The following is a 26,165-nucleotide window of genomic DNA, read 5'->3' as shown; positions in this document are numbered from 1 at the left end:
CGAGCCGCCTTTAGATCAACCTCATCAGCGAAGTTAGAAGAATCCCAGTGGATTCACATCGTAACTGATGAGTAGGTTTTTGGTGTTTTGATAGTGACCCAGCATCATCTTATGGGTTTCACGACCAATACCGGATTTCTTATAACCACCAAACGCCGCATGCGCGGGGTACATATGGTAACAGTTGATCCATACACGACCAGCTTCGATACCACGTCCCATGCGATAAGCAAGGTTAGCATCGCGTGTCCACACACCAGCGCCTAAGCCATACTCGGTGTCATTGGCGATAGCGAGGGCTTCGGCTTCGTCTTTAAAGGTGGTAATCGCAATCACTGGACCGAAGATCTCTTCTTGGAAGACACGCATTTTATTGTGTCCCGCCAGCATGGTCGGTTGCACATAATAGCCGTCACAAATATCGCCGCTCTGTTTGGCTTTATCTCCACCGAAAATCACTTTAGCCCCTTCATTACGGCCGATTTCAAGGTAGCTCAAAATCTTCTCATACTGCTCTTCAGAAGCTTGAGCCCCTACCTGAGTATCGGTATCTAGTGGGTTACCTTGACGGATCAATTTGGCGCGTTCTGCGAGTTTTGCGACAAATTTTTCGTAGACCGATTCTTGCACCAATACCCGTGATGGGCAGGTACAGACTTCGCCTTGGTTGAAGAAACCAAGCAAGGTCCCTTCAAGGCATTTTTCCAAATACGCATCTTCGTGTTCAAACACGTCGGCAAAATAGATGTTCGGCGATTTACCACCCAACTCAACGGTGGATGGAATGAGGCTGTCAGCAGCGCATTTAAGAATATGGTTACCAACAGAGGTTGAACCGGTAAAGGCGAGTTTGTTAATACGGCGGCTAGTTGCTAGAGCTTGACCGGCTTCTGTACCAAAACCATTAACGATATTGACGACACCAGCAGGCAAGAGGTCTTGAATGGTTTCCATCAAAATCAAAATAGAAACTGGAGTTTGCTCTGCCGGTTTCATCACCACGCAGCAGCCAGCCGCAAGTGCGGGTGCTAACTTCCATGCCGCCATCAACATCGGGAAGTTCCACGGAATAATTTGCCCGACCACACCAATTGGCTCATGGAAGTGATAGGCGGTCGTCTTGTCGTCAATCTCACCGATTGATCCTTCTTGCGCACGGATACAACCAGCAAAATAACGGAAGTGGTCGACGACTAAAGGCAAGTCGGCAGCAAGTGTTTCGCGAATCGGCTTACCGTTTTCCCACGTTTCAACATAGGCCAAGGTTTCTAAGTGTTGCTCGATACGATCAGCGATCTTGAGCAGCAAATTGGCACGATAGGTAACGCTGGTTTTCGACCAAGTGGTGCGTGCTTCATGTGCGGCGTCGAGTGCCAATTCAATATCGGCTTTATCTGAACGTGCTACCTGACAAAACGGTTTACCATTGACGGGCGAAATATTGTCAAAATATTCACCGCTTACCGGTTTAACCCATTGTCCTCCAATAAAATTATCGTAATGAGTTTTGAAGTTGAAGATCGCTTTTGCAGTTCCAGGTTGAGCATAAATCATGGTTCTATCCTTTCCACTTTCTCGTTCATGTTATGGGTACATACCGCGCCTTATTTGCAGCGCTCACGCAAGGTACAACGCAAATCACAAGCCAAGATTATTTACCTTGTTGTTAATAAATTGTAACGGTATGATTAACAAATAATTAAATCCATGCGCGAACAGATGAAACCAATTGAATGGGCTGCCTCCCATTGTTCATCTGTTCCAAAATGGAACAGTGTCACTGTGACAAGGTGGAACATTTATGCAAATACAACCACTTAACAAAGACTGGCTCAGTTCATCATGGGAACGGAGTCAAGAAGCAGGACTGATTCAACGCCGCCTACCTGAAGCGATTCGTCTGCCCACGTACGAATTAAAGGAGCGACAATGGCGTGCCACCACCATGATTGATGCTGTCGAGCGTTTTGTTCTCCCCTTGTTTAATCAAATGTGTGCGCACACGGATAGTCGGCTGATTTTGACCGATGCCGATGGGGTCATTCTCTCTTCGTGGGGTCAACCGCATTTTCGCGAACAGTTACTGCAAATCGCCCTCGATAGTGGCTGCTGTTGGCAAGAGAAACTGAAAGGGACGAATGCGATTGGTACGGCGCTAATTGAATCTCGTCCTATCTCCGTTATTGGAGAGCAACACTACATTCGCCAACACCAATTTATCAGTTGTTCTGCCAGCCCAATTCTCGACTACCAAGGGCACATTGTCGGTATTCTCGACATTACCAGTGAGCAACAAAAACACGACATCACTTTGCAAGTGTTAGTACAAAACATGGTGCAGTTGATAGAGAATCACCTTATCTCCTCTTTACCTAATGGTGCGACGCGCATCGATTTGGCACTCGATCCATCACTGATCAACAGCGGATGGCAAGGCATTGTGATTGCTGATCCCCAAGGTAAAGTGATGGCGCACAATCACATCGCGATGCACTTACTGGAACAAACCAGTTTGCTCGGGATGGATCTGCAACAAGTGATCGAGAGCGTTCCCCATCGGCTGATTTATGAAAGCCACACCATCAATCGTGAAGAACCGAAAGCACGCCACAAGACCACCGCCACGTCGACTCATTTACATTTTGGCGATCAACAGGTGGAAAAAGCGTGGCAACAAGCAGCCAAATTGGTCAATCATGATATTCCTATCTTATTAATGGGGGAAACTGGGGTCGGGAAAGGTGAGTTTGTTAAAGCACTGCATCAATATTGCGGCGCTAAACAGCCGCTGATCAGTGTCAACTGCGCAGCACTTGCCAGTGAGTTAATTGAGTCAGAACTGTTTGGCTACGCTCCCGGTGCATTTACCGGAGCCAATACCAAAGGCTATGCAGGGAAAATTCGTGCCGCACACAATGGTATGCTGTTTCTCGACGAAATTGGCGATATGCCACTAGAGGCGCAAAGCCGTTTGCTACAAGTGCTGCAAGATAAAGTCGTGGTTCCGGTGGGCTGCACCAAAGAATACCCAGTGAATTTACAGATCATCGCGGCAACTCATCAACCGTTGGAACAAGCGGTACAGGCGGGCACCTTTAGGGAAGACCTTTACTATCGTCTCAATGGATTAGTGCTGACCTTACCGTCCCTGCGTGAGCGCAATGACCGAGCTGAGCTCGTCACCGCGCTACACCATAAATATCGCAAACATCACCAAACACTTTGCCCGTTGCTGTTAGACAAGCTCAACCGTTATGCATGGCCGGGCAACTTACGTGAGCTGGATAATGTCATCAAAGTTGCCTGTCTACTGGCCAGTGAAGAGACCGAGCTCAAACTTGAGCATCTTCCCATGCACATTATTCGTTTGCTCACCCCGACTACGGCTCAATCGGGGGAACCGGCTCCCGTCGAAACCTTGCGTCATGCTCTTGACCATCGCTTGGTCGAAACCTTCCAAGCCAATCAAGGAAACGTCAGTCAAACGGCGCGTCTTTTAGGGATCAGTCGCAATACTTTGTACCGTAAATTGAGGGCGATCGGACTTTTGACATAACTTATTGACACTTAAAACAAGACAATTGCATTGGCCGGTTATATCTGCCAAAGTCCGCCCTATTAATTAAAAATAGACAAGTGTAAACCTTTACATCACTCAATATGGTACAGCCCAAATTAATTGCGCTCCTTCCTGATCTCGCCAGTTTTATTCTGGTGGTTAACGAAGGTAGTTTTACTGCCGCAGCTCAACAGTTAGGCGTGACGCCCTCCGCCTTGAGTAAACTGATTACGCGTTTAGAAAAAGCGCTATCAGTCAAACTGTTTGAACGTTCCACTCGACAACTGCATATTACCCAAGCGGGTCAAAAAATTTATGACCAATGCTTAGTGATGGTTAATGCAGCCCAACAAGCCATCGAGTTATCACACCATGATCATAGTGAGCCTTCAGGTGCGTTGACGGTCGCCGCACCTGAAGCCTTTCTTAATTCGGTGTTACAACCTTTCGTGTTGCCGTTTCTCCAGAAATACCCGCACATCGAACTTAAGCTTCGCGCGGCCGATGGACAGATAGATCTGTTTCGCAGCAACATCGATATCGCGTTTAAACTAACCGATAAACCGGATGAAAACTTAGTGCTTAAAGAGCTGTGTAAAACCAACTTGGTTTTGTGTGCTAGCCCAGAGTATTTGCAACGCCGTGGTCATCCGGCCCACCCTATCGAACTGAATCAGCACGACTGCTTGTATCTAGCCGAAAATGCCAAAGACCATGTGTGGGACTTTCTCAAAGATGATGAATTTCATACCGTTGCAGTATCGGGACGTTATGCCGTCAACCAGTCACAAATGCGCCTTAATGGTGTCAAACATGGGTTAGGAATTGGGATTTTTCACGATTTTGTGGTGCAGGATGCATTGAGCTCAGGTGAAGTCGTGCAAGTGTTGCCATCTTGGACCATCAAGAGTAACTATCATGGTGCGGTCGCGATGCAATACCCGCAAACCAAATACATGCCCGCACGCCTGCGAGTATTTATCGACTATGTGATAGCCAATGTTCAACCCAAATTGCTCGCTAAGGATCAGCTACATGCTTAAACGTTTTCATCACGTTGCAATCATCTGCTCTGATTATCAGCGCTCCAAAGCATTCTATACCCAAATACTGGGATTGAAGGTGGTGGCGGAACACTATCGGGAAGCGCGCCAATCCTACAAATTGGATCTGGCACTGCCGGATGGAAGCCAAATTGAGTTGTTCTCTTTCCCAAACCCACCAGAGCGACCTAATCGTCCTGAAGCACAAGGGTTACGCCATCTCGCTTTTGTTGTTGAAGATGTAGCAGCAGAAAAACAGCACTTGGAAAATTTAGGCATTGAAGTCGAACCGATTCGAATTGATCCTTACACCGAGCGCTGCTTTACCTTTTTTCAAGACCCAGATGGTTTGCCGCTTGAGCTGTACCAAGAGGCTGAGTGAGCGGCATAGTTAACTAACGTTGGATGAAAGAGCTTCTACGGCGATTTACCTGAGCACCAATAAGTAAGGCCAACATTCGTTGGCCTTACTGTTATTTCGCACTATCCTGCAAAGCACTAAAAATCTCTGATTAGCGGGTCTTCTTGTGGTATTCCTTACGCAGATCATCCACTTTACGCAAATCCGCTTTGGCTTGATCAAGTTGACCTTTATCGAGGTCACCTTTCACCGTATCTAACGCCTGACTCAACTCCTGTAAACCTTCATGATAAGCCGCAAGGTTTTTACCATCATACTCATCATGCTTAGCTTGAGCGACCAAAGTGGAGAGATCCATCACGGCCGCTTTCATGGTATCCACACTTTGGGCTTGGGCTGCGTCACGAAATGCTGATTTCATCTGTTTCATGGTCTGTTCTAGGTCATCAGCCCAGACACTGGCGGCCATGGTCATACCGATGAGAAACGCTGTCATTGCTCTAATCATTAAGACTTCCTTATATTCATTATCATCCTGTCTCTCAATTGCTAAAGAAGGCAGTCACTCTTTGACACTACCTCAAAAGTGTAGTTCAAATTCTTCAATCGGTTCATGGCCGCGCAAACGTAGAAAGTTCAAAAAATCTCGAGCTGAGCGAGTGATCACTTTGTCTTCATCCACTCCCACACTTTCAAGCAGCGGAATCGCAGATTCAAAGCCGCCAATGTAAGTACAAAAGTGGGCATCACTGCCAGTAGTGATGTAAGCGCCCGCCTGCTTTGCCACTTCGGCAATCGCATAACAGCGCTCTTTACTGCCCACACGACTCTGACCTTCCAAACTGCTGTTGTTGATCTCAATCGCCACATGGTGTTTGGCGGCACTCTCAATCACTGCTTCAAAGTCAAAATCAAAGCGCGGGTTACCCAAATGACCCAAGGCATCAATTCGTCCCTGTTCAATAGCATTAATCAGCATCTGCGTGTGTTCTTGTTTGGTACTGGGCACTAGCACAGGCTCATGCAGGCTACCGATCATCCAATCGAGGCGCAGTTCCACTTGCGGTGGAATATCAATGTCTCCCGCCAGATTGAGAATATTCGCTTCAACTCCTCGGATAAGCGCTACGCCTTCCAAAAAGCGAGGCAATACTTTTTGGTTGCCGAAAAACCACGGATGGGGTGCATCGGGCATCGATTGCGCGTGGTCGGTCGTACAAAACATCTCCAATCCACGTTCTTTGGCAAAGCGAGCATTCTCAATAATGGTGCTATAAGCATGCCCACTGGCATAGGTGTGAGTATGAGTATCAACGAGTATTTTCATTTTTAGAATCCTTCCAGTGTATGCACAAAGTTTAACAGCCATACCAACGAGATACCACGACTCAAATAGGAAGATAGCGTTGACAGATTCATTAGTGTGGAATGCTTAGCACGCATGTTGAACCAGTATCAATGTGAAGAGATAAAGGAGTGAAACCGCATGTGTAATAAAGAGATTACTCAATCAAGGTGTTTGTAACAGTTGCGAAATTTGTGTTGATGTCGCTTGCAGGGAAGCGTGGCGATGTTCACCTTTTAAGCGATTCGTATTGCAACATTTTAACCATGAACAATACTTAAATCGGCATAAAAATCAGGAACGTTTCATGAAAAAACACCGCTATTCGCTGAGTATTCACATCAGCAGCTTATTTTTGGCACTCACAACGCTGATTGGCATTGTGTTGATTATGGTGAGCTATCAACATTCGCAGCAGTTGTTGCTCGGCAGTGCCAAGGCGGTGAGCCAAGAAAACAGTCGAAAATTGCAATCCGAATTCCAACGCAGTACTGCACCGATTTTTTCCGCCCTCGACTTTATGGCGAACAGTTCCTTTGTCCATAACAACCAACCAATTTACGAAGAAGCGCGCTGGCTCTCTTCGCTGCGCATGACCTTTGAACGAAACCCGCATTTGGTCGCGCTCTACTTTGGTGCCAATAATGGCGACTTCACCATGATTCGCCCCCTGTTTACAGAAAGTGCCAGAAAACGATTTAAAGCGCCGGAAAATGCCAGTCTCTTTGTCAACCAAACCAAAACCGATGGTACCAATGATGTCTACTTTCTTGATGATGAATTTCACGAAGTCGGATTTCATAAATCCCTTGATAATCAGTTCGATCCACGCGTAAGGCCTTGGTATAAATCGGCAGAAATAGATGGACAAATTCGCATCACTGAACCGTACTTTTTCTTCTTTCTCAAAACCTATGGCATCACTTTATCGCGCACATCCATCGATGGTACCCATGTCATTGGCGCCGATTTTACCCTCGATTCGTTATCGCAACATCTCTCCACGCTAAACACCACTGACAACGCCAAATTGGTGATTTTCGACAGTCAATTTCATTTATTGGCTCAACACAACACCGATTTAGCGTTAACCGATGATGCGAAAACCGTGGAAGATAAGTTGGCTAAAAGCGTTTTTGCTTCCGTTGCAGGGCGCATCAGCAGCCAAACCCTGTATGAAACACCTAATTATGCGGATGAAGACTGGTCTGTCACCTTAACCCCCATTGAATTAAGTGAGCATGTCCAGCTGCGTCTTGCTGAAGCCAATCTACAAAAGGAATTACTCAAGGATCTGATTTCTATGCGCAATAAACAGATCAGCATTGCCATTGGTTTACTGCTGATCTCCTATGTTTTGGTGTGGTTCATTTCCCAACGTCTTGCTCGACCACTGGTGCATCTCGTCGAGTTGACTGACAACATCGCGCGCTTTGATTTTAAAAAGACTCGTTATCCTAAAACCATGATTCGCGAGTTAGGTGACCTTACTCAATCCATTCAGCTCATGGAACATACCCTAACCGACTTACTGCGTTTGCTGCGTGAAACCGCCTCTAATCATGAGTTTGATGTGTTGGCCAAAACCATTGCGCGTCAAAGCTATATGATCACGAAAGCAGAAACCATCCAGCTCTACACTTATGACCCACAGCAGCAGGCTTTTTCATTAATCACCAACCACGCCATCATCCCGTTCAAAGTGGAACTTAATCAGCTAATAGCCGACACCCCTTGGTTGATGTCCGAACTGCGCAGTGGTAACACCTTGCATCTTCATCGCGACGATAATTTACTGCGCAAATACCGTCAGCAAATCTATAACTCGGATCTCTATTTTTTCCCATTGCTAAATCGAGACAGACAGCTTGTTGGCTTGCTCAATCTCGGCTACGAACGTGCTATTTCTCAAAGCCAACTGGATAAACACGCGTTCTTGCGTGAGCTGCTCAGTTTTGCGGAAATCGCAAAAGACAACATCGACAAGATGCAGCAACAAAAAGACATGCTCAATGCGTTTGTTGAATTGATTGCCTCATCGATTGATACCAAGTCCCCTTATACAGGCGGTCACTGTCAACGCGTGCCTGAACTGGCAAAAATGCTGGCCAACGCGGCGGTGGAAGATAAGCAATACTTCGTCAATTTCTCGATGAACAAAGAACAGTGGGAAGAGCTTACGCTCGCTGCTTGGCTACATGACTGTGGCAAGATCACAACGCCGGAGTATGTGATTGATAAAGCGACGAAACTAGAAACCATCTACGACCGTATCCATGAAGTACGCATGCGCTTTGAGCTGCTAAAGAGCGAAGCGGAAGTGGAGTATTGGCGTGAAATGGCCAAAGGCGGCAATCAAGAAGCTCTGAAACAGACACTCACTGAGCGTCACCAGCAGCTCGATGACGATTTTGCTTTCATTGCCCAGTGTAACTTAGGCAGTGAAGCTATGTCGGAACAAGCCGTTGTGCGTTTAAAAGCGATCGCCAATCAACAGTGGAAGCGCACCATTGATGACCGACTGGGCATTTCGTGGATTGAAGCAGCCTCTTATGGCGAAGCGCAAAGCCTTCCCGTCATGGAACCGTTACTGGCAGATAAACCCTCCCATCAAGTGCATTGGGCCAAAGGTGAGCATCGATATCAATACGGCGATGAATTTACCCTTAAACCGGGCAAGGTTCGTTTTAATCGTGGCGAACTCTATAACTTAAGCGTACGTTACGGGACGTTAACCGAAGAGGAGCGCTTCATTATCAATGATCACATCATGCAAACCATTATGATGCTGAAAAAACTCCCTTATCCAAAACACCTTGAACATGTTCCAGAAATTGCGGGCAACCACCATGAGCGTTTAGATGGTACAGGCTATCCACGCGGCTTAAATGAGCAGCAACTCAGTTTACCAGCTCGTATGATGGCGATTGCCGATGTTTTCGAGGCGTTGACTTCATCAGACCGCCCATACAAAAAGGCCAAACGACTGAGTGAAGCCATGGACATCATGACTAAGATGGCCATCAGCGGTCATCTTGACCCTAAACTTTATCTGTTGTTCTTAGAGCAAGAGATTTACCTAGAGTACGCGAGTCGATTTTTGCGTCCCGACCAGTGTGATAACGTCGAAAAATTCGACCATGTCCATCAAATAAAAAGCTATCTCAAATCCCAATTCTGACCACATCTTCATCGCAACGCCCTAAAGTAGGGCGTTGTAACTCACCTCGACTCAAAGAAATATTGATCAAATAACAAGAAATGCCGTAATAAAGCACCATAAGTGATCATCAATAGTTGATGTATGTCAAAGAGTCGTAGACAATAGGACCTTAGCTCTGTTTCAGAGATCCGCGTGAAACAAATGAAACGAGCCATACCTCTGACGTCGTAAGGGTATAACGGTTCTATCTATTAGTTTTATCGATTACAGTAATAGACGTAGCCTACTTTTTATTTGTGTATTGCGCTGCTAGGGTGTGCGCATGCGAAATACCTCGTTTTAAGGGAAAGATGATGGTAATACCTGAAAACAGTAGCATCGTGATTTTCGGTGCTTCGGGAGACTTAACTTACCGTAAGTTAATTCCCGCTTTGTATCATTTGTACGCTAGTGATCAACTGCCAAAATCATTCGCCATTCTCGGTGTAAGCCGTACCGAGTACAGCGATGAGTCCTATCGTGAGAAGTTAAAAAAATCACTTCAGGAATTGGAAAAAACCGAACCTGCTATTTTAGACAAATTCTGTGAACACCTTCATTATCAACCCGTTAATACTTCTGATGTTGATGACTACGCGAAACTGAGTTCTCGTCTAGACCAATTAGCTAATCATTATCAATTTGAGCAGCGTAATACTCTGTTCTATCTCGCTACTCCTCCAAGCCTATACGGCGTGATTCCTGGTTGTCTTGCAGCCCATAACCTCAACGATGAAAGCAATGGCTGGAAACGCCTCATCATCGAAAAGCCTTTCGGTTATGATCTTCAATCTGCGCAAGACCTAGACATTGAAATTCACCGTCATTTCAAAGAACACCAAATCTACCGTATCGACCACTACCTAGGTAAAGAAACCGTGCAGAACATGCTGGTATTCCGCTTTGCTAACGGTATGTTCGAGCCACTGTGGAACCGTAACTTCGTTGATTACGTTGAAATCACTGGGGCTGAGTTCCTAGGCGTAGAAGAACGCGGCGGCTACTACGACGGTTCAGGCGCAGTACGCGACATGTTCCAAAACCACTTGCTGCAAGTTCTAGCGATGATGACGATGGAACCACCAGCAGCCATCAACGCCAATTCCATTCGTAACGAAGTGAATAAGGTTCTACAAAGCCTGCAACCTTTAACCGACGACGATTTACGTAACAACCTAGTACTAGGCCAATACACCGAATCGGAAGTACGTGGTAAATTCCTCAAAGGATACCGCGACGAGCACGGTGTTGCTGATGATTCTCGTACCGAAACCTACATGGCGTTGAAAATGTTCATCAACAACTGGCGCTGGAATGGTGTTCCTTTCTATGTACGTTCAGGCAAACGCCTACCTACTCGTGTTACCGAAGTCGTTATTCACTTCAAACCTACTCCGCACCCAGTGTTCGCCAAAACAGCTCCAGAAAACAAATTAATCCTTCGCATCCAACCGGATGAAGGTATTTTGATGAGCTTTGGTTTGAAAGAGCCAGGTGCTGGTTTCAATGCGAAAGAAGTGTCGATGGATTTCCATTACGCCTCTTTGCAAGAAACCCAAATGCTGACCGCTTACGAACGTCTACTTCTAGATGCTCTAAATGGTGATGCAACCCTGTTTGCCCGTACCGATGCGGTAGAGGCGTGCTGGAAATTCGTACAACCGATTCTCGACTTTAAACAGGACCCACAAGCGCTATATGGATATGCTTGTGGTACTTGGGGCCCTAAAGAGTCTGACGACTTACTCAAACGTGATGGTCGAGATTGGCGTTACCCATGTAAAAATTTAACTAATACGGATTATTGCGAATTATGATTAAGCCTAAGATTTTTCCTTCAGCAACCGAAGTTGTTGAAAGCATTGCTAATGACATGAAAGCCTACAGCGAGAAAGGTCAGCCAGTCCATATTTCTCTTTCTGGTGGTAGTACGCCTAAAATGCTGTTTAAGCTATTAGCAACCGACGCTTACGCGACATCTATTCAATGGAATAACCTTCACTTCTGGTGGGGCGATGAACGTTGTGTGGCTCCTGATGATGCCGAAAGCAACTTCGGTGAAGCAAACACACTTCTGTTTAGCAAAATCGACATCCCTGCGGCGAACATTCACCGTATTCTTGGTGAAAACGATCCAGAACAAGAAGCCGTACGTTTTGCTAAAGAGATGGCAGATGTTATTCCATGTGTTAACGGCACACCTGTGTTCGACTGGATTCTACTTGGCGTAGGCCCAGACGGTCACACTGCTTCACTTTTCCCAGGTAAAACAGATTACACCGACGAGCGTTTAGCGATTGTGGCTTCTCACCCAGAGTCAGGCCAACTACGTGTATCAAAAACGGCGAAAGTACTAGAAGCAGCAAAACGTATTAGTTACCTTGTGCTTGGCGCAGGTAAACAACAAATCGTTTATGAAATTCACACTACTCCTGCTGAGCAGCTCCCTTACCCAGCAGCAAAAGTTCAGTCAAAAACTGGCGATACAGAGTGGTATTTAGATATTGACGCAGCAGCAAAAATTGCGTGAGGAGAAAAAAATGAAAGGTGATATCGGCGTAATTGGCCTAGCGGTAATGGGTCAAAACCTGATCCTAAACATGAACGATCACGGCTTTAAAGTGGTAGCGCATAACCGTACCGCTGCGAAAGTGGATGAGTTCCTAGAAGGTCCAGCAAAAGGCACTAACATCATTGGTGCTCACACTCTGGAAGAGCTAGTTGAAAAACTAGAAAAACCACGCAAAGTGATGCTAATGGTTCGTGCAGGTGCTGTTGTAGATACCTTCATCGACAACCTAGTTCCACTATTGGACAAAGGCGACATCATCATTGATGGTGGTAACACTAACTACCCAGACACTAACCGTCGTGTTGCTGCTCTTCGTGAGAAAGGCATCCACTTCATCGGTACGGGTGTTTCTGGTGGTGAAGAAGGCGCACGTTTCGGACCGTCAATCATGCCTGGTGGCGCACCAGAAGCATGGGAAGCGGTAAAACCAATTTTCCAAGGCATCTCTGCAAAAACAGATGCTGGCGAACCTTGTTGTGACTGGGTTGGTAACGACGGTGCAGGTCACTTCGTGAAAATGGTTCACAACGGTATCGAATATGGCGACATGCAGCTGATCACTGAAGCTTACCAATTCATGAAAGATGGTCTTGGTTTGAGCGGTGACGAAATGCAAGCAGTGTTTGCAGATTGGAACAAAACTGAGCTAGACAGCTACCTAGTGGAAATCACTGCGGACATCCTTGGTTACAAAGATGAAGCAGGTCAACCACTTGTAGACAGCATCCTAGACACAGCTGGTCAAAAAGGTACTGGTAAATGGACGGGTATCAACGCGCTAGATATGGGTATTCCACTAACGCTGATCTCTGAATCTGTATTCTCTCGTTGCCTATCAGCACTGAAAGACCAACGTGTTGCTGCTGAAGCTCTATTCGGCAAAAAAGACACCAAAGTTGCAGGCGACAAACAAGAGTGGGTTGATGCCCTACGCCAAGCGCTACTTGCATCAAAAATCATCTCTTACGCACAAGGCTTTATGCTAATGCGTGAAGCATCAAACGAAAACAACTGGGATCTAAACTACGGTAACGTAGCCCTAATGTGGCGTGGTGGTTGTATCATCCGCTCTGCATTCCTAGGTAACATTCGTGATGCATTCGCGAAAAACCCTGAACTTGCGTTCCTAGGTTCTGATGCTTACTTCAAAGGCATCCTAGACAACTGTCTAGCTGCATGGCGTAAAGTGGCAGCGAAATCGCTAGAAGTGGGCATCCCAATGCCATGTACTACTTCTGCATTGAGCTTCCTAGACGGTTACACTACTGCTCGTCTACCAGCTAACCTGCTACAAGCTCAACGTGATTACTTCGGTGCTCACACTTATGAGCGTCTAGATCGTCCACGTGGTGAGTTCTTCCACACAAACTGGACTGGTACTGGCGGCGACACAGCGTCTACTACTTACGACGTATAATTAGCGTGTAAAGGTTTCCACCCTGACACTACGCCTTAAAAATACGCCTAAAGGAGGATGTTAACTTAGTTAACATCCTCTATTTTTTTACTCGGTATCGTAACGAGGAGATGTCCACGATGTTTAACCATTACTATGCTCTGACTGCAGAAATGACTTCCTTAAAACAGTTCGAACAAGAGCAAGAAAAGGACACGCCAAACGAAACGGAAATTCTTCGCCAATTATGGGTGAAGCAGGCGCAGGAAGATGGCGGTTTGAAAAAAAGCTAACCAAGTCTTTTTCTGGGATAAAAAAAGAGCACATCTGCATGTGCTCTTTTTTATTGCGGACTTTATTACAGACTGATCCTACGTCAACGAGCCAATTCACTCAGGTACTCACTGCGTAGCCACCGTTAACGCTTTATTGGACTTTAAAGCGTCCAACCACTTCCGATAGATCCGATGAAGTCACACCCAAATCATTACTGATAGCATCGGTTTTTGATGCGTTTTGGTTAAGACCTTCAATCAACTGCTGGATTTGTGCCATGTTACGGCTGATCTCAGAAGTCACATGACTTTGCTCTTCAGCAGAAGTCGCCATCAAGGTGTTCAAATCGTTAATTTCCACCACGGATGCCGTCATCGTATTGAGTGACTCCATCACTTTGTTGGTGTTGTCTGCCGTCGCTTCACAACTACGACGTGTTGATTCCATCTTAGTCACAACGCTGTCGGTGGTATGACGTAGCTTAGTCAGCATCTCGTTGATTTTGCCAGTGCTTTGTTGAGTACGGCTAGCAAGAGCACGCACCTCATCAGCGACTACCGCAAACCCCCGACCTTGTTCACCAGCACGTGCCGCTTCAATCGCCGCGTTAAGTGCCAACAGGTTAGTCTGTTCTGCAATCTCACCAATGACTTGCAACACGCTCTCGATTTGGCGCGTGTCTTCACTCATCGCAGCGATAGTACCTGCCATATCTGTCACGTCGGTTTCTAAAGCATTTACACTGCCAACAGCGTGATTGATCACCACTTTCGATTCGCTTGCATAGCTGCTGGCCGTTTCTGTCAGCTTAGCCGCATCAGTAGCGCTTTGCGCGATAGAACCAGCAGTCGCATTCATCTGCTCGATCGCCGTAATCACTTGCTCAGTCTCTACGGTGTGCGCATTCAACGACTTCACGTTCGAGCGCGATTGCTCACCAAGCAATACAATCGCAGAATCGATTTGCGATGACGATTGTGACACTTCAATAAACATCCCTTGCAGCTGTTCAATAAAGCGGTTGATTGAAGCACTGATCTGCCCAATTTCATCTTGTGATGCCACATCAAGACGTTGGGTTAGGTCGCCATCGCCTTGTGATAAGTCAGCCACCAGCGCTTTCAAACGCAGTAGCGGCTTGAAGGCAAAGTTTAAGGAAAGAATGCTTAAGGTAATTACCACTGCGGCACACACAAGTAGCGCCATGGTGATCTTCCAGTTCAAGCGGTCGGTATTGGCTTGAATGCGGTCGTTATCAATGTAACCATTCAACTGCCACTGATTTTCAGCCACATTGATGATTTTATTGATTTTCGTTAGGTTGTCGCCTTTCTTATTCGAGAAGATGGTGGTGCCATTACCCGAGATCAATTCAAGATAACTGCCGTCTAACGCGTATTGTTTTAGCACTTCTTTTAGGCCGGTTAAATCAATCACGAAGAAATCGACAGAATCGTCAGGGCGACGTTGAGAAATAGTGATGGTTGGTCGTTCACCTTCCATAGTCACGGAGCTGATGGATGGCTTCTCGGTCTGTTTTTCCGCGCTAGTAACATAGACTTGAGCTTTGTCATCTTCCATGTTGCCGCTTTCATCAAAAGCATAGCCGTTGACGACTTTAACAATGCGGTAAAAACCGGTGCTGTTTTTGGTATCAGCGATATCCATCATGCTGAAGTTGAGGCTTTTAGCGAGGTTAATTTTGGTTTTTAACTCACTCTCAAGCTTTTGGTTAACTAATTCAATGTTGTGTTCAATATTTTGTGTATCGGTTTGCGCAATATAGCTGCTGATAAAGTAGTTAACGCTCATATACGCCACCAAGATGGTCGCAGTAATAATAGCGACAATAACCAGTATTATCTTATTTTTAAACGAAAAGCTTCGCATGACACCTTATATCCTTAAAAGTGAATTGACTGTTTTGTCCACTAAATGCAGTGCTTCTAATGACTAATAAACGGCATATTATTTTTGGTCTTATGTTGCCAAACGTCGCAATGATCCTTTCACTATTACGCGTAAAAACACCGAGATAACCTAGTCAAAACATCCACTTAAAGAATTTATCTTAAGATACATGCATTTTCCGTGTTCGCTTGGCATTTCCCTGCGCAATATCTGAACATCAAATTACAATGTTGGGCTTACATCCTATTAGAGCTTCGGCTTCGTTGCAATTACTAAAGTTTAATATTCTAGCCATTTTGGGCTATTCATTAGCCAAGCTTAAGAAAAAACAGGCAAAAGGTATTTAAACAGTAGAAAATGCTGGTATTTTTATGCATCAAATTGCAATGTAATTATTTCTTATATTTGGGAATATTGGATATATCTACTGCTCCATCATCTTTGCTTGCGCAGTCACGCTAAAAAATGCAGAGTGTTTGCCACCTGCAGAATATCGCACTGAAATAAGTGTTTAAAATACGAGCGATTGGTGCAATTAATTGCTATCCGCCAGACAAGTTTGCATAGGATTTGTCCGAACAAACCGCTTTTTATGGCAAGCTGGTAATTCTTTATTGCAACCAGACGTATTTCAATTTAGGTTATTGGACGTCTAAACGTCTTTGCGTTTAAACATCTGTATTTTTAAGAGGGTCTACTATGTTGAATCAAGCTGTGAACATTCTCGATGGCGGTATGAGCCGTGAACTAGAAAAACGCGGTGCTCCATTTCGCCAACCAGAATGGTCTGCGCTCGCGTTAATTGAAACGCCAGAGATTGTGCGTGACGTGCACCAAGCCTTTATCCAAAACGGTGCTCAAGTGGTCACTACCAACAGCTACGCATTGGTACCTTTTCATATTGGTGAAGAGCGTTTCCACCAAGAAGCTCAATTACTTGCCTACCGCGCTGGTGACATGGCTCGCCAAGCGGTGCAACTTACCGGCAATAAAGCCCTTGTCGCAGGCTCGTTGCCACCACTCTTTGGCTCATACCGTGCTGACTTGTTCGAACCAGAACATGTTGAAGAGATTGCTACGCCACTGATTCAGGGGTTAGCACCGCATGTGGATTTTTGGCTCAACGAAACCCAAAGTTTGATTGCTGAACCTAAAGCAATCAAAGCGCTGCTCACCAAACTTGGTCAAGACGATAAACCTCTGTGGGTTTCCTTTACTCTTGAAGATGATCAAGTGACTGACGTACCTCGCCTTCGTTCCGGTGAAACCGTTGCAGAAGCTGCCGCGGAAATGGCAAAAATCGGCGTTGAAGCCATGCTGTTTAACTGCTGCCAACCTGAAGTCATTGAAAGCGCTATCCAAGTCGCCAAAGAAGTCTTTACTGCAGCCGGTAAGGCTAACATTAAACTTGGTGCTTACGCCAACGCGTTTGCTCCACAACGTAAAGATGCTGCCGCTAACGAAGATTTGGATGAAGTCCGTGCCGACTTAACGCCTCCTGCTTATGTGGTATGGGCAGAGAAATGGGCGCACGCTGGCGCATCCTTGATCGGTGGTTGTTGTGGTATCGGCACCGACCATATCGCTGAGTTAAGCCGTCACTTCACTCCATCGAGCGCAGAGTAATGGCAAGCCAAGAAAAAATTGGTTTAACGGCTCTAACAGCGTTGGTATTCAGTTCTATGGTTGGGGCAGGCATATTTAGCCTGCCCCAAAACATGGCGGAAGTTGCGGGTGCCGATGCGATTATCACTGGTTGGGTAATTACCGGTGTTGGCATTTTGTTTCTTGCCGGCTGCTTTTTGCACCTATCACGGCTTAAACCAGAGTTAGATGGCGGGATTTATACCTATGCGCGTCAAGGCTTTGGCGACACTGCAGGTTTTCTTTCTGCTTGGGGGTATTGGCTCTGTGCCACCATCGGCGTTGTCGGTTATTTGGTGGTCGCCTTTGCCGCTTTAGGCGCTTTTGTCGATACGCCTGACCACGTCGTGTTTGGCGATGGCAATACCGTAATGGCGTTTATTGGCGAATCCGTCGTACTTTGGGCGGTTCACTTTTTGATTCTGCGCGGCATTAAGCAGGCTGCACTGATCAATCTTCTGGCCACGTTAGCCAAAAGCCTTCCCCTGATCGTATTTATCGTTTTAGCCTACTGGTACTTCGATATGGATACGTTCAATATCGATCGCGCTGGTCACTCGTTACAAACACCTTTTATCGATCAAGTGCGTAATACCATGCTCATTACCCTGTGGGTGTTTACTGGCATTGAAGGGGCGATCGTATTATCTGAGCGAGCGAAACGCCGTGCTGATATCGGCACCGCAACCTATGTTGGAGTAATAGCAGCGCTGATTCTGTATGTTGCCATTACCTTACTGTCGCTTGGCATTATGCAGCGTGCCGAAATTGCCCAGATGTCTAACCCATCGATGGCGGGTTTAATGGCTCATCTTGGTGGTGAATGGGGACGTTGGTTGCTGAGTATCGGCTTGGTGATTTCCGTACTTGCCTCCTACTTGAGTTGGATTTTGTATTCAGCAGAAGTGCCATGTACAGCTGCTCAAGCAGGCGCCTTTCCCAAACGTTTTGCCCTGCAAAATCAGCATGGTACGTCAAAAGCATCGCTGACACTCACGAGTTTTACCGTGCAACTCTGTTTAATCATGGTGCTGTTTACCGGTAAAGGCTATAACGCCTTGGTGCTGATTTCGACATCGATGATTTTGGTGCCCTATTTTCTTGTCGGTGCCTATTTGGTTAAAGTCGCCCATCAGCAGTCGTGTCGTCTAAGCATTAAACTGACCGGATATGGTGCAAGTGTCTATGGTTTATGGCTTATTTATGCTGCGGGACTCAATAGCCTAGCGCTTTCATTGGTTCTCTATATTCCTGGTCTACTGATTTACCTATACAGTCGTCGTCGGCACAAATTGATCGAATCAAACCAACCTAGCGTTTGATCGTAAACCCCGATCACAACCGTTTTCTAGCCCTCTTTAATGAGGGCTTTTTTGTCTCTGCGCACCCAGTAACATCACCGTTTCACTCTCACATCCCCGCTTACATTCAGCCCATTTCTACAAGAATTTTCTAAATTGGCTATCTTGTGATTTCTTATTTTAATCAATGGGTTAAATGGATATCTCACACAGAGTTCAGGTTGAGAGTGTGATCGCATTCGCTGCGATTAAATTTCTATACTATGAAATGCTGTTCATTCTACAACCACCGACTAACACCCTACATAGGTTGCAGAATTTTAAAAACACCAAAAACCAATAACGACAGATAAAAGTGTGAATATGCAATTACGAGAGCAACTAGCTGAACGTATCGTGGAACGTGCACAAAAGATCATTAAATATCCGCTTAATGTCATGGATGAAACTGGCATCATCATCGCCTCCACTAACCCGGCGCGTAAGTATCAAAAGCACGGCGGTGCCGTGTTGGCATTAACCGAATTAAAACCGATTGAAATCTCTGACACTATGCTTCCCGAATTTCCCAACGTTCAACCCGGGGTTAACTTACCGATTATTTTCAACAACGAAGCGATTGGCGTGATCGGCATTTCTGGCCCACTCAAAGAGGTTCGCCCTTTTGGTGAGCTCGTTAAAATGTCGGCTGAGATGGTGGTGGAATACACTTCCATGGTTGAAATGACTCGCTGGAGTGAGCGCAAAAGGGAGGAGTTTCTCCTTGAGTGTATCGACACCCATGCGTCGCAAAACCATCTGATTGATATGGCCGCGCAGCTTAAGGTCGATATTTTTCAACGTCATGCCATTGGCATTATTGAAGTCACCGAGGCTGAGCACCAAAAAGAGGTTAATCGCGTACTTGGCACTTGGTCTCGCCAACGTCTTAAAGCAGAAAACTCGTATAAAACCACCATAGTGTTGTTTAATGCCAGCGATATTGATACTGAAAAACCAACGCGAGCCGTCAATGACTGGCAAAGTTTGCAGGCCCATTTAAAACAAGAATTACACGTGCCATTTCATTGTGCGCTAGGCCATGTCTATGAAGAGCCCTACCAGATTCCATTTGCATTTCAAAGTGCCTTAGCGGTATTGAAATCGGGCATGCGCTTAGCCCCTAATTGTCGTTTTTACTGCTATCAAGACTATGAGATTCCCTCACTGTTTGAAGGCACCTTACACGAGTGGCAAAAAAACAAATTGGCAGCGCAAAATTCCCAATTGGAATTGGCTGACCCAACCTTAATTCATACCTTGATGACTTGGTTTGACAACGATTGTGACGTGAAACAAACATCGGAGATGCTGTACATCCACCCCAATACGCTGCGTTATCGCTTAAAACGCGTGGAAGAGATCTGCAATATCGATTTGCATCACTACAAAGACGTTTGCCGGCTCTATTTCAGTTTGATTTTATAAAGATCCAAACCGATAACAGCCGACACACAAAGAGATGATTGGGCATCACTGAAAGGTGATGCCCAACCTTTTTATGACCATCATGTCACTGGTGCAGGGTTAAACACAGCTAAGGCATTATGTAAGCCCCACTGGTCTGAAAAAGTAGACTTGCGGCCACTGGCAACATCCAAGATGGTATTAAAAATTTCCCATCCTTTTTCTTCAATCGTATGTTCACCCGTTGCGACAGTCCCAGCATTGATGTCCATTAAGTCAAACCAACGTCGCGCTAAGGAGTTACGTGTTGCCACTTTAATGACAGGCACCACTTCTAGGCCATAAGGTGTACCACGCCCAGTAGTAAACACTTGCATGGTAATCCCAGACGAAAGCTGCTGAGTACCACAGACAAAGTCGCTGGCAGGCGTTGCCGCGAAAATCAGACCTTTGCGCGTTGGGCGTTCACCCGGAGAAAGCACTTCAACGATAGCGCTGCTGCCTGATTTAGCAATCGAGCCTAACGCTTTCTCGACCACATTCGCTAAGCCCCCTTTTTTGTTGCCTGGCGATGGGTTTTCACGTCGGTCAGTTTGCCCCAAACTGAGGTAATCATCATACCAGCGCATCTCTTCTTTCAAGCGGTCACCCACTTGCTGATCAATACAGCGCGGGCCAAGCAAATGCACGGCATCACGCACTTCCGTCACCTCGGAAAACATCACGGTAGCACCGCAGCGCACTAACAAGTCGGTCGCATAACCCACTGATGGGTTGGCGGTGACACCCGAAAAAGCATCACTACCACCACATTGCATGCCAACCACGAGGTCAGCCACTGGGCAAGGCTCACGACGACGTTGATTCAGCTTTTGTAGATGCTTTTCTGCGGTTTGCAGTATATCGGTTACCATCGATTGGAAGCCGACATGCTCTTCGCTTTGTAAAGAGATGATACTGGCATCTTCTAAGCTGATCGGTTGCTCACGTCCTGTGCCTTGCAGCAATTTCTCCGGTTGAAGTTTTTCGCAGCCTAAACCAATCACCATCACTTCCCCACCGAAATTAGGGTTAAGCGCTAAGTTATGAATAGTACGGATAGGGACAACGGAGGCGGGTGCATTAATGGCGACACCACAGCCGTAAAGGTGGTTGAGCCCGACCACGCCATCCACATTAGGGTAACGTGGCAGCAATTCACGCTTGATCATGTCAACCATATAGTCGACTACGCCAGCGACGCAATGGACACTGGTCGTAATGCCTAATAAGTTCTTAGTACCAGCGCTGCCATCAGGATTGCGATACCCCATAAAGGTGTAATCGGTCATGGCTGGTAAGGGTTCAGGAATGCGTGTCGCAATCGGAATGTCATCGAGCGCGGGCGCTTGAGGCATATCCACCACAAATTGGCTAATCCAGCCTCCTTGCGGTATCTCTTTATTCGCATAGCCGATCACCTCGCCATAGCGCACAATGGCTTCACCATTGGCAATCGGTTTGAGCGCGACTTTATGCCCTTCAGGAATCTCTTCGGCTAGAACTAACCCTTCATATAAGAGTGTCCCCGCCGGCAATCCGCCATCATTGACGATAATCGCCACATTATCATCCGGATGGACTTTGATGTATCTCGGTATCGTTGTTTTCATGGGAGTAGAGTTCTCGTTATTGGATAGATCCAAAATACTCCTCCCACTTGAGCACTCGCATCAGCGAAACGCTCAAAAAAACCGCTAATTTTGCCTCGCAATTTGTGCAGTTTCACAATCGCTCTGATGTTTATCACAATCAGCTCATGCAAAAGTGCCTCTTGGCGCGTTTTTTATCGTTCAAGCCACCACTAAAGGATTAGTTTAAATAATGCAAATTTTTCAAATTGCTTAACAAAATAACGACAAATATCTCACTTTCACTCAACCTATTCGCTGTACCCGATCATATGAAACAAGTGATGTAGACATATTATGAATGCACTATTCACATTTCTCATTGATTTATATGGGACATAGCTGATATCAACGTGATAGAAATCACTAATACAAAGTTAATAAAAGATAAAAAAGTTAGTTTGGACGTGAATATCTCATGAGTTACGTTAATTAACGTAAACAATATTAATCAAAATCAAAGTTGAGACGTTCGGTTTCATGTAGTTTCCATCGGCATACTAATAGTAATCCAATGAGCCAAACTTTAGGAACAAACATGATTCTTTTATACAAAAACAAAAGTGTCGGTTTTCAGCTCCGTCTCATCATGACGATTTGTCTATTCGTCGCCTTTGCTGCTATTGCGACCATGGTGTATCGCAATGCTTCATCGGTATTATTAGAGTCGACGCTAAATGAACAGCAGTCTCGCGTAGAAGCACTGGCCAAAAGTATCGCTAGCCAGTTTGATGCTTACCTGTCGACTAGCCGCACTCTCGAATCAACATTCCAAAATGGTTACTTGAATGGACTCTCTCGCACCCATGATAGCGTGGATTTCATGGGGCATTCGTTACGCGACATCACGGTGGATGGTCAAAGTGTAATCGGTGATTATGCCGTCGTTGATCGTTTTACTCATGATACTGGTGCAGTGGCGACCCTGTTTGCCCCTGTCGGTAATGACTGGCTGCGTGTGACCACATCACTCAAACGCAATGATGGACAGCGCGCCGTTGGTACCATGCTAGGAACAGATCATCCGGGCTATCAAAAATTGATGCAAGGTCAGCCATATTACGCTGCCGTTTCTCTATTTGGCATCCGTTATATTACCTACTACTCACCCGTAAAAGATGCCTCTGGCAATATCATCGCCATTTCATTTGTGGGCGTGCCGGTAGAAAAAGCAGCGCAAGATACCTTTAATGCGTTGCGCAATGTGACTTGGGGTAAAACGGGTTACTCCATTGTGGTAGATAACCGCGCAGAGAATTTGGGGCACTATCTATTGCACCCGCAATACACAGAGAAAGATCCCTCCATCATTGATGTACAAGATGCGAATGGCAATACGCCATTTAAACAGGTTTTTACCAAAGACAATGGCACGATTGTTTTCCCGTATGTTTACAACAATGTGCGTGGCGACAAATATTTAGTGTTCGCAACCGTACCAGGTTGGAACTGGAAGCTATTAGGCGGAACCTTCGTTCATGAAGTCACTGAAGAGACTCGTGCCTTGCTCACTCAGATCATCATCGCGTCAGTCGTCGTTGGTGGGATCACCTTAGTACTCATCTCACTGTTTATTGCTCGTACGTTAAAACCACTGACCGCAGCGGCAGGCTATATGGAACGCTTAGGTAATGGCGAAGTGAGCATGGAGATTGAACAAGGTGACGCAAATTCCGCTAACGAAATGGTGCGTTTAACCAATAACGTTGCTGGGATGGCAAGTCGTTTGCGCCACTTAGTCGCGGATATTCAAAAGACAAGCGACGAAGTACAAAATCGTTCGCAAAGCGTCATGAACGATGCCAATGGTAGTCTACGTCAATCCGATCAGCAGCAAACACAAATTGACCAAGTGGCGACAGCCATTGAAGAGATGGCAACATCTGCTCAAGCCGTCGCCCAGCAAGTTGAGCGTATTGCTGAGAACGTTCGTGAAGCAGACAGCAGCACTCAATCGGGCCTAAGCATGGTTGAAGAAGTGTGTGTGGATGTGGCAAAACTTAATGAACAGTTGGATCAATCTGCCTCGGCGATTGAGCAAGTGAGTAGTGATAGCGCAAGTATTCAAACCGTCACTAAGATGATCGATGAGATCGCCGAACAGACTAACTTACTGGCACTAAACGCAGCGATTGAAGCAGCGCGAGCCGGGGAACAAGGGCGCGGCTTTGCTGTGGTGGCCGATGAAGTACGTACTCTGGCGCATCGAACTCAGGTGTCGGTAAAAGATGTGGTGGCGATCATCGAAAAACTCAAAGGTTCAACCAAAAATGCCGTTGAGTTAATGCATCAAAGCCAAACCAATGCCAACCGAGTGCTTGAACGTGCGCACGAAGCGGGGAGCTCACTAGAAACGATTGCCGGGCAAGTACGTGACATCGCGTGTCAATCTGATGCCATTGCCGCAACCGCAGAAGAGCAAGCGCAAGTGACTCAAGAAGTGGCATCAAGCGCTGCCCAGATCAGTGAATTGAACGCTGAAACGCGTGAACTCAGCGCCCAAACTAACGACAGTGCATTAGCGTTAACCCAGCAAGCGACCACGTTGAAGTCACAGATCGATTTCTTCCATTAATTCAGTTAAATGGAAAATCTTTACCCGCTCCTAGGGTAATAAAAAAGCTCACCATTTAGGTGAGCTTTTTTGTCGGCTAAACTCGTTAAACTTTGAACTGGTTCATACGCGACAGCATGTTACGCGCAATCGAGGTCACAAGGTTACCAGATTCAGATACATTACTTGACGCTTGTCTCGACTCTTCCACCAGCCCTTGCAAATCGGACACACTCGCGTGCACATCGCCAACCACCAAACTCTGTTGTTCGGTTGCGGTCGCCACTTGGAGGTTCATATCCTGCACGGTAGCAACAAGGTCTTGAATGTGCCTAAAGGCGTCATTGACTTTATCCGTCATCGCAACCGATTGATTCATTAAATCACTCCCGCTGGACATCGCTTGTTGCGTCTCTTTTACGCCATCAATCAAACCACCCACCATGCTTTGAATGTCCTCAGTAGACGCTTGTGTGCGTTGCGCCAAGGTGCGCACTTCATCAGCCACCACCGCAAACCCACGCCCTTGTTCACCTGCACGCGCCGCTTCAATCGCCGCGTTAAGTGCCAACAAGTTGGTTTGATCGGCAATGCCACGAATGATATCCAATACCGACGTGATTTTATCCGTATCTGCAGCCAACGAAGCGATGCGCTCTGCTGCAGAGGTAACACTGCTTGCCAACTGACTGTTGAGTTGGCGGTTGGAATCAATCAGTTTTTGCCCTTCATAAGCGGCTCGTTTGGCATCTTCACTCCTACCCGATGTGTTTTGAGCGTTAGAGGAAATTTCCTGCACTGCATGGTTAATTTGTTCAAAAGACGAAAACACTTTCGACAGATGATTTTGCTGACGCTCACTGATCTTCTGAGTCTGCTCCGACACCGTTTGCAAAGATTGGCTATCACGATTGAGCGTTTGCACATCACTAAGTACACCGCTAATCAGCTTTTGCAATTGATCAAGTAGCTGATTCATACTTTGGCTGAGCTGTCCCAATTCGTTATTAGAGGCTACCGGTAGACGGCTCACTAAGTCCCCTTTGCCTTTTGCTATGTTATCCACCACTTGGCGAATGGTCGCAATAGATTTCACAATCGAATTAGGAATCACAAACAACAACACAAAACCAATCACGATGGAAAGGACGGAAATGATCATCGTCCAGCGTTCACGCGCTAGAGCTAACTTGGCGGCTTGAGCATGGATATCAGCCGCCTTCGCTTCGAGTAACTCACCCGCTTTGTTATATTCTTCGCGCAGCGATCCAAAGTGCTTTTCTGAAATAGAAAACGCACTGTTCAGCTTACTTTCATCACCGCTTTGCACTAGCGTAAAAATCTGCTTTGCTTCATTTTTCCACTCATTAAACGTGTTATCGAAACCTTGGAACTGGCCAGTAATCTCTGGGTATTGATCCAACAGCTTTAAGAACTTATGCATCCGGTCATAAGCTTGCTGCTCGTTTTCATCAAAAGAAGCTTGCGCCTTACTCAACACCTCTTGCTTATAGATAATGGCATCTTGTTGACCTTTAAGCGCTTGGTATAAATCGCGGTCTGCGTTAATAACGGCGCTTTGTGCGATCATCAAGCGGTTAGCAAACAGACCAATGGTGCTATCTAAGCTCTTAACCGCCATGTAGTTGAGTACGCTCACACACAGTAAGAAGAGAGTAAGCAACAAAATGGCAAAACCAATTTGTGCTCGAATAGTCAGCATTTTTAGCATGTTATCGTCCTTTAAATACATGAAAAATGTCTTCTTCAACCGAGAAGAAAACGAATAGATGTACAACCAAGCCAAATGCAAAGTGTTATTCGTTGTTTGTGTTTTGCACATCTGCAACATCAGCCGTTAGCAACATAGGTGCACAGTGCTAAT

The 26,165-nt window shown here is 46.1% G+C and carries 18 protein-coding genes; 12 read left to right on the top strand and 6 right to left on the bottom strand.

The window, feature by feature from the left end:
* Positions 1 to 33: 33 nt before the first annotated feature.
* The gene (gene exaC, locus OCV11_RS18120) at positions 34 to 1,554 is read right to left on the bottom strand and encodes an acetaldehyde dehydrogenase ExaC (protein ID WP_261897427.1); all 1,521 of its coding nucleotides are present in this window, start codon (positions 1,552 to 1,554) and stop codon (positions 34 to 36) included.
* A gap of 247 nt (positions 1,555 to 1,801) precedes the next feature.
* On the opposite strand from exaC, the gene OCV11_RS18115 reads away from it, so the two are divergent.
* The 3 genes from OCV11_RS18115 (at position 1,802) to gloA2 (ending at position 4,984) form a co-directional block, all read left to right on the top strand.
* Complete coding sequence (locus OCV11_RS18115; RefSeq protein WP_261897426.1) at positions 1,802 to 3,556, top strand: sigma-54-dependent Fis family transcriptional regulator; 1,755 nt, start codon at positions 1,802 to 1,804, stop codon at positions 3,554 to 3,556.
* Between the two features lie 104 nt (positions 3,557 to 3,660).
* Complete coding sequence (locus OCV11_RS18110; RefSeq protein WP_261897425.1) at positions 3,661 to 4,602, top strand: LysR family transcriptional regulator; 942 nt, start codon at positions 3,661 to 3,663, stop codon at positions 4,600 to 4,602.
* The gene (gloA2, locus tag OCV11_RS18105) at positions 4,595 to 4,984 is read left to right on the top strand and encodes an SMU1112c/YaeR family gloxylase I-like metalloprotein (protein ID WP_261897424.1); all 390 of its coding nucleotides are present in this window, start codon (positions 4,595 to 4,597) and stop codon (positions 4,982 to 4,984) included. Before OCV11_RS18110 ends, gloA2 begins: the two co-directional genes overlap by 8 nt.
* A gap of 130 nt (positions 4,985 to 5,114) precedes the next feature.
* Here gloA2 and OCV11_RS18100 read toward each other — a convergent pair whose 3' ends face one another.
* Positions 5,115 to 5,471, bottom strand: coding sequence for a cytochrome b562 (locus OCV11_RS18100; RefSeq protein WP_261897423.1), 357 nt, complete (start codon positions 5,469 to 5,471; stop codon positions 5,115 to 5,117).
* 72 nt (positions 5,472 to 5,543) lie between these two features.
* A complete protein-coding gene (locus OCV11_RS18095) occupies positions 5,544 to 6,290 on the bottom strand; it encodes a phosphatase (protein WP_261897422.1) in 747 nt (248 codons plus the stop codon).
* A gap of 325 nt (positions 6,291 to 6,615) precedes the next feature.
* On the opposite strand from OCV11_RS18095, the gene OCV11_RS18090 reads away from it, so the two are divergent.
* The 5 genes from OCV11_RS18090 to OCV11_RS18070 all read left to right on the top strand — a co-directional run bounded on the left by OCV11_RS18090 (position 6,616) and on the right by OCV11_RS18070 (position 13,771).
* Positions 6,616 to 9,489, top strand: coding sequence for an HD domain-containing phosphohydrolase (locus OCV11_RS18090; protein ID WP_261897421.1), 2,874 nt, complete (start codon positions 6,616 to 6,618; stop codon positions 9,487 to 9,489).
* A gap of 335 nt (positions 9,490 to 9,824) precedes the next feature.
* Positions 9,825 to 11,327 (top strand): glucose-6-phosphate dehydrogenase, encoded by a 1,503-nt coding sequence (zwf, locus tag OCV11_RS18085; RefSeq protein ID WP_261897953.1) that lies wholly within the window; start codon positions 9,825 to 9,827, stop codon positions 11,325 to 11,327.
* On the top strand, positions 11,324 to 12,040 hold the full coding sequence (gene pgl, locus OCV11_RS18080; RefSeq protein WP_261897420.1) for a 6-phosphogluconolactonase: 717 nt from the start codon (positions 11,324 to 11,326) through the stop codon (positions 12,038 to 12,040). Before zwf ends, pgl begins: the two co-directional genes overlap by 4 nt.
* Before the next feature lie 10 nt (positions 12,041 to 12,050).
* Positions 12,051 to 13,499, top strand: a complete 1,449-nt coding sequence (gene gnd, locus OCV11_RS18075; protein WP_261897419.1) for a decarboxylating NADP(+)-dependent phosphogluconate dehydrogenase — start codon at positions 12,051 to 12,053, stop codon at positions 13,497 to 13,499.
* Between the two features lie 119 nt (positions 13,500 to 13,618).
* A complete protein-coding gene (locus OCV11_RS18070; RefSeq protein ID WP_261897418.1) occupies positions 13,619 to 13,771 on the top strand; it encodes a hypothetical protein in 153 nt (50 codons plus the stop codon).
* Between the two features lie 133 nt (positions 13,772 to 13,904).
* Here OCV11_RS18070 and OCV11_RS18065 read toward each other — a convergent pair whose 3' ends face one another.
* The gene (locus OCV11_RS18065; protein ID WP_261897417.1) at positions 13,905 to 15,644 is read right to left on the bottom strand and encodes a methyl-accepting chemotaxis protein; all 1,740 of its coding nucleotides are present in this window, start codon (positions 15,642 to 15,644) and stop codon (positions 13,905 to 13,907) included.
* Between the two features lie 720 nt (positions 15,645 to 16,364).
* Between OCV11_RS18065 and OCV11_RS18060 the strand changes: the two genes are divergently transcribed.
* The 3 genes from OCV11_RS18060 (at position 16,365) to OCV11_RS18050 (ending at position 20,077) form a co-directional block, all read left to right on the top strand.
* On the top strand, positions 16,365 to 17,291 hold the full coding sequence (locus OCV11_RS18060; RefSeq protein ID WP_261897416.1) for a homocysteine S-methyltransferase family protein: 927 nt from the start codon (positions 16,365 to 16,367) through the stop codon (positions 17,289 to 17,291).
* Positions 17,291 to 18,631 (top strand): basic amino acid/polyamine antiporter, encoded by a 1,341-nt coding sequence (locus OCV11_RS18055; protein ID WP_261897415.1) that lies wholly within the window; start codon positions 17,291 to 17,293, stop codon positions 18,629 to 18,631. Before OCV11_RS18060 ends, OCV11_RS18055 begins: the two co-directional genes overlap by 1 nt.
* Positions 18,632 to 18,973: 342 nt before the next feature.
* Positions 18,974 to 20,077: a sugar diacid recognition domain-containing protein gene (locus OCV11_RS18050; RefSeq protein ID WP_261897414.1), complete on the top strand. Its 1,104-nt coding sequence runs from the start codon at positions 18,974 to 18,976 to the stop codon at positions 20,075 to 20,077.
* 80 nt (positions 20,078 to 20,157) lie between these two features.
* Here OCV11_RS18050 and garD read toward each other — a convergent pair whose 3' ends face one another.
* Positions 20,158 to 21,708 (bottom strand): galactarate dehydratase, encoded by a 1,551-nt coding sequence (gene garD / locus OCV11_RS18045; protein WP_261897413.1) that lies wholly within the window; start codon positions 21,706 to 21,708, stop codon positions 20,158 to 20,160.
* A 556-nt stretch (positions 21,709 to 22,264) separates the two neighbouring features.
* Between garD and OCV11_RS18040 the strand changes: the two genes are divergently transcribed.
* Positions 22,265 to 24,301, top strand: a complete 2,037-nt coding sequence (locus OCV11_RS18040) for a methyl-accepting chemotaxis protein (RefSeq protein WP_261897412.1) — start codon at positions 22,265 to 22,267, stop codon at positions 24,299 to 24,301.
* Between the two features lie 85 nt (positions 24,302 to 24,386).
* Here OCV11_RS18040 and OCV11_RS18035 read toward each other — a convergent pair whose 3' ends face one another.
* Positions 24,387 to 26,012 (bottom strand): methyl-accepting chemotaxis protein, encoded by a 1,626-nt coding sequence (locus tag OCV11_RS18035; protein WP_261897411.1) that lies wholly within the window; start codon positions 26,010 to 26,012, stop codon positions 24,387 to 24,389.
* Positions 26,013 to 26,165: the final 153 nt, after the last annotated feature.

The organism is Vibrio porteresiae DSM 19223, assembly GCF_024347055.1.
Classification (GTDB): Bacteria; Pseudomonadota; Gammaproteobacteria; order Enterobacterales; family Vibrionaceae; genus Vibrio; species Vibrio porteresiae.
This window is presented reverse-complemented; position numbering and strand designations above follow the sequence as displayed.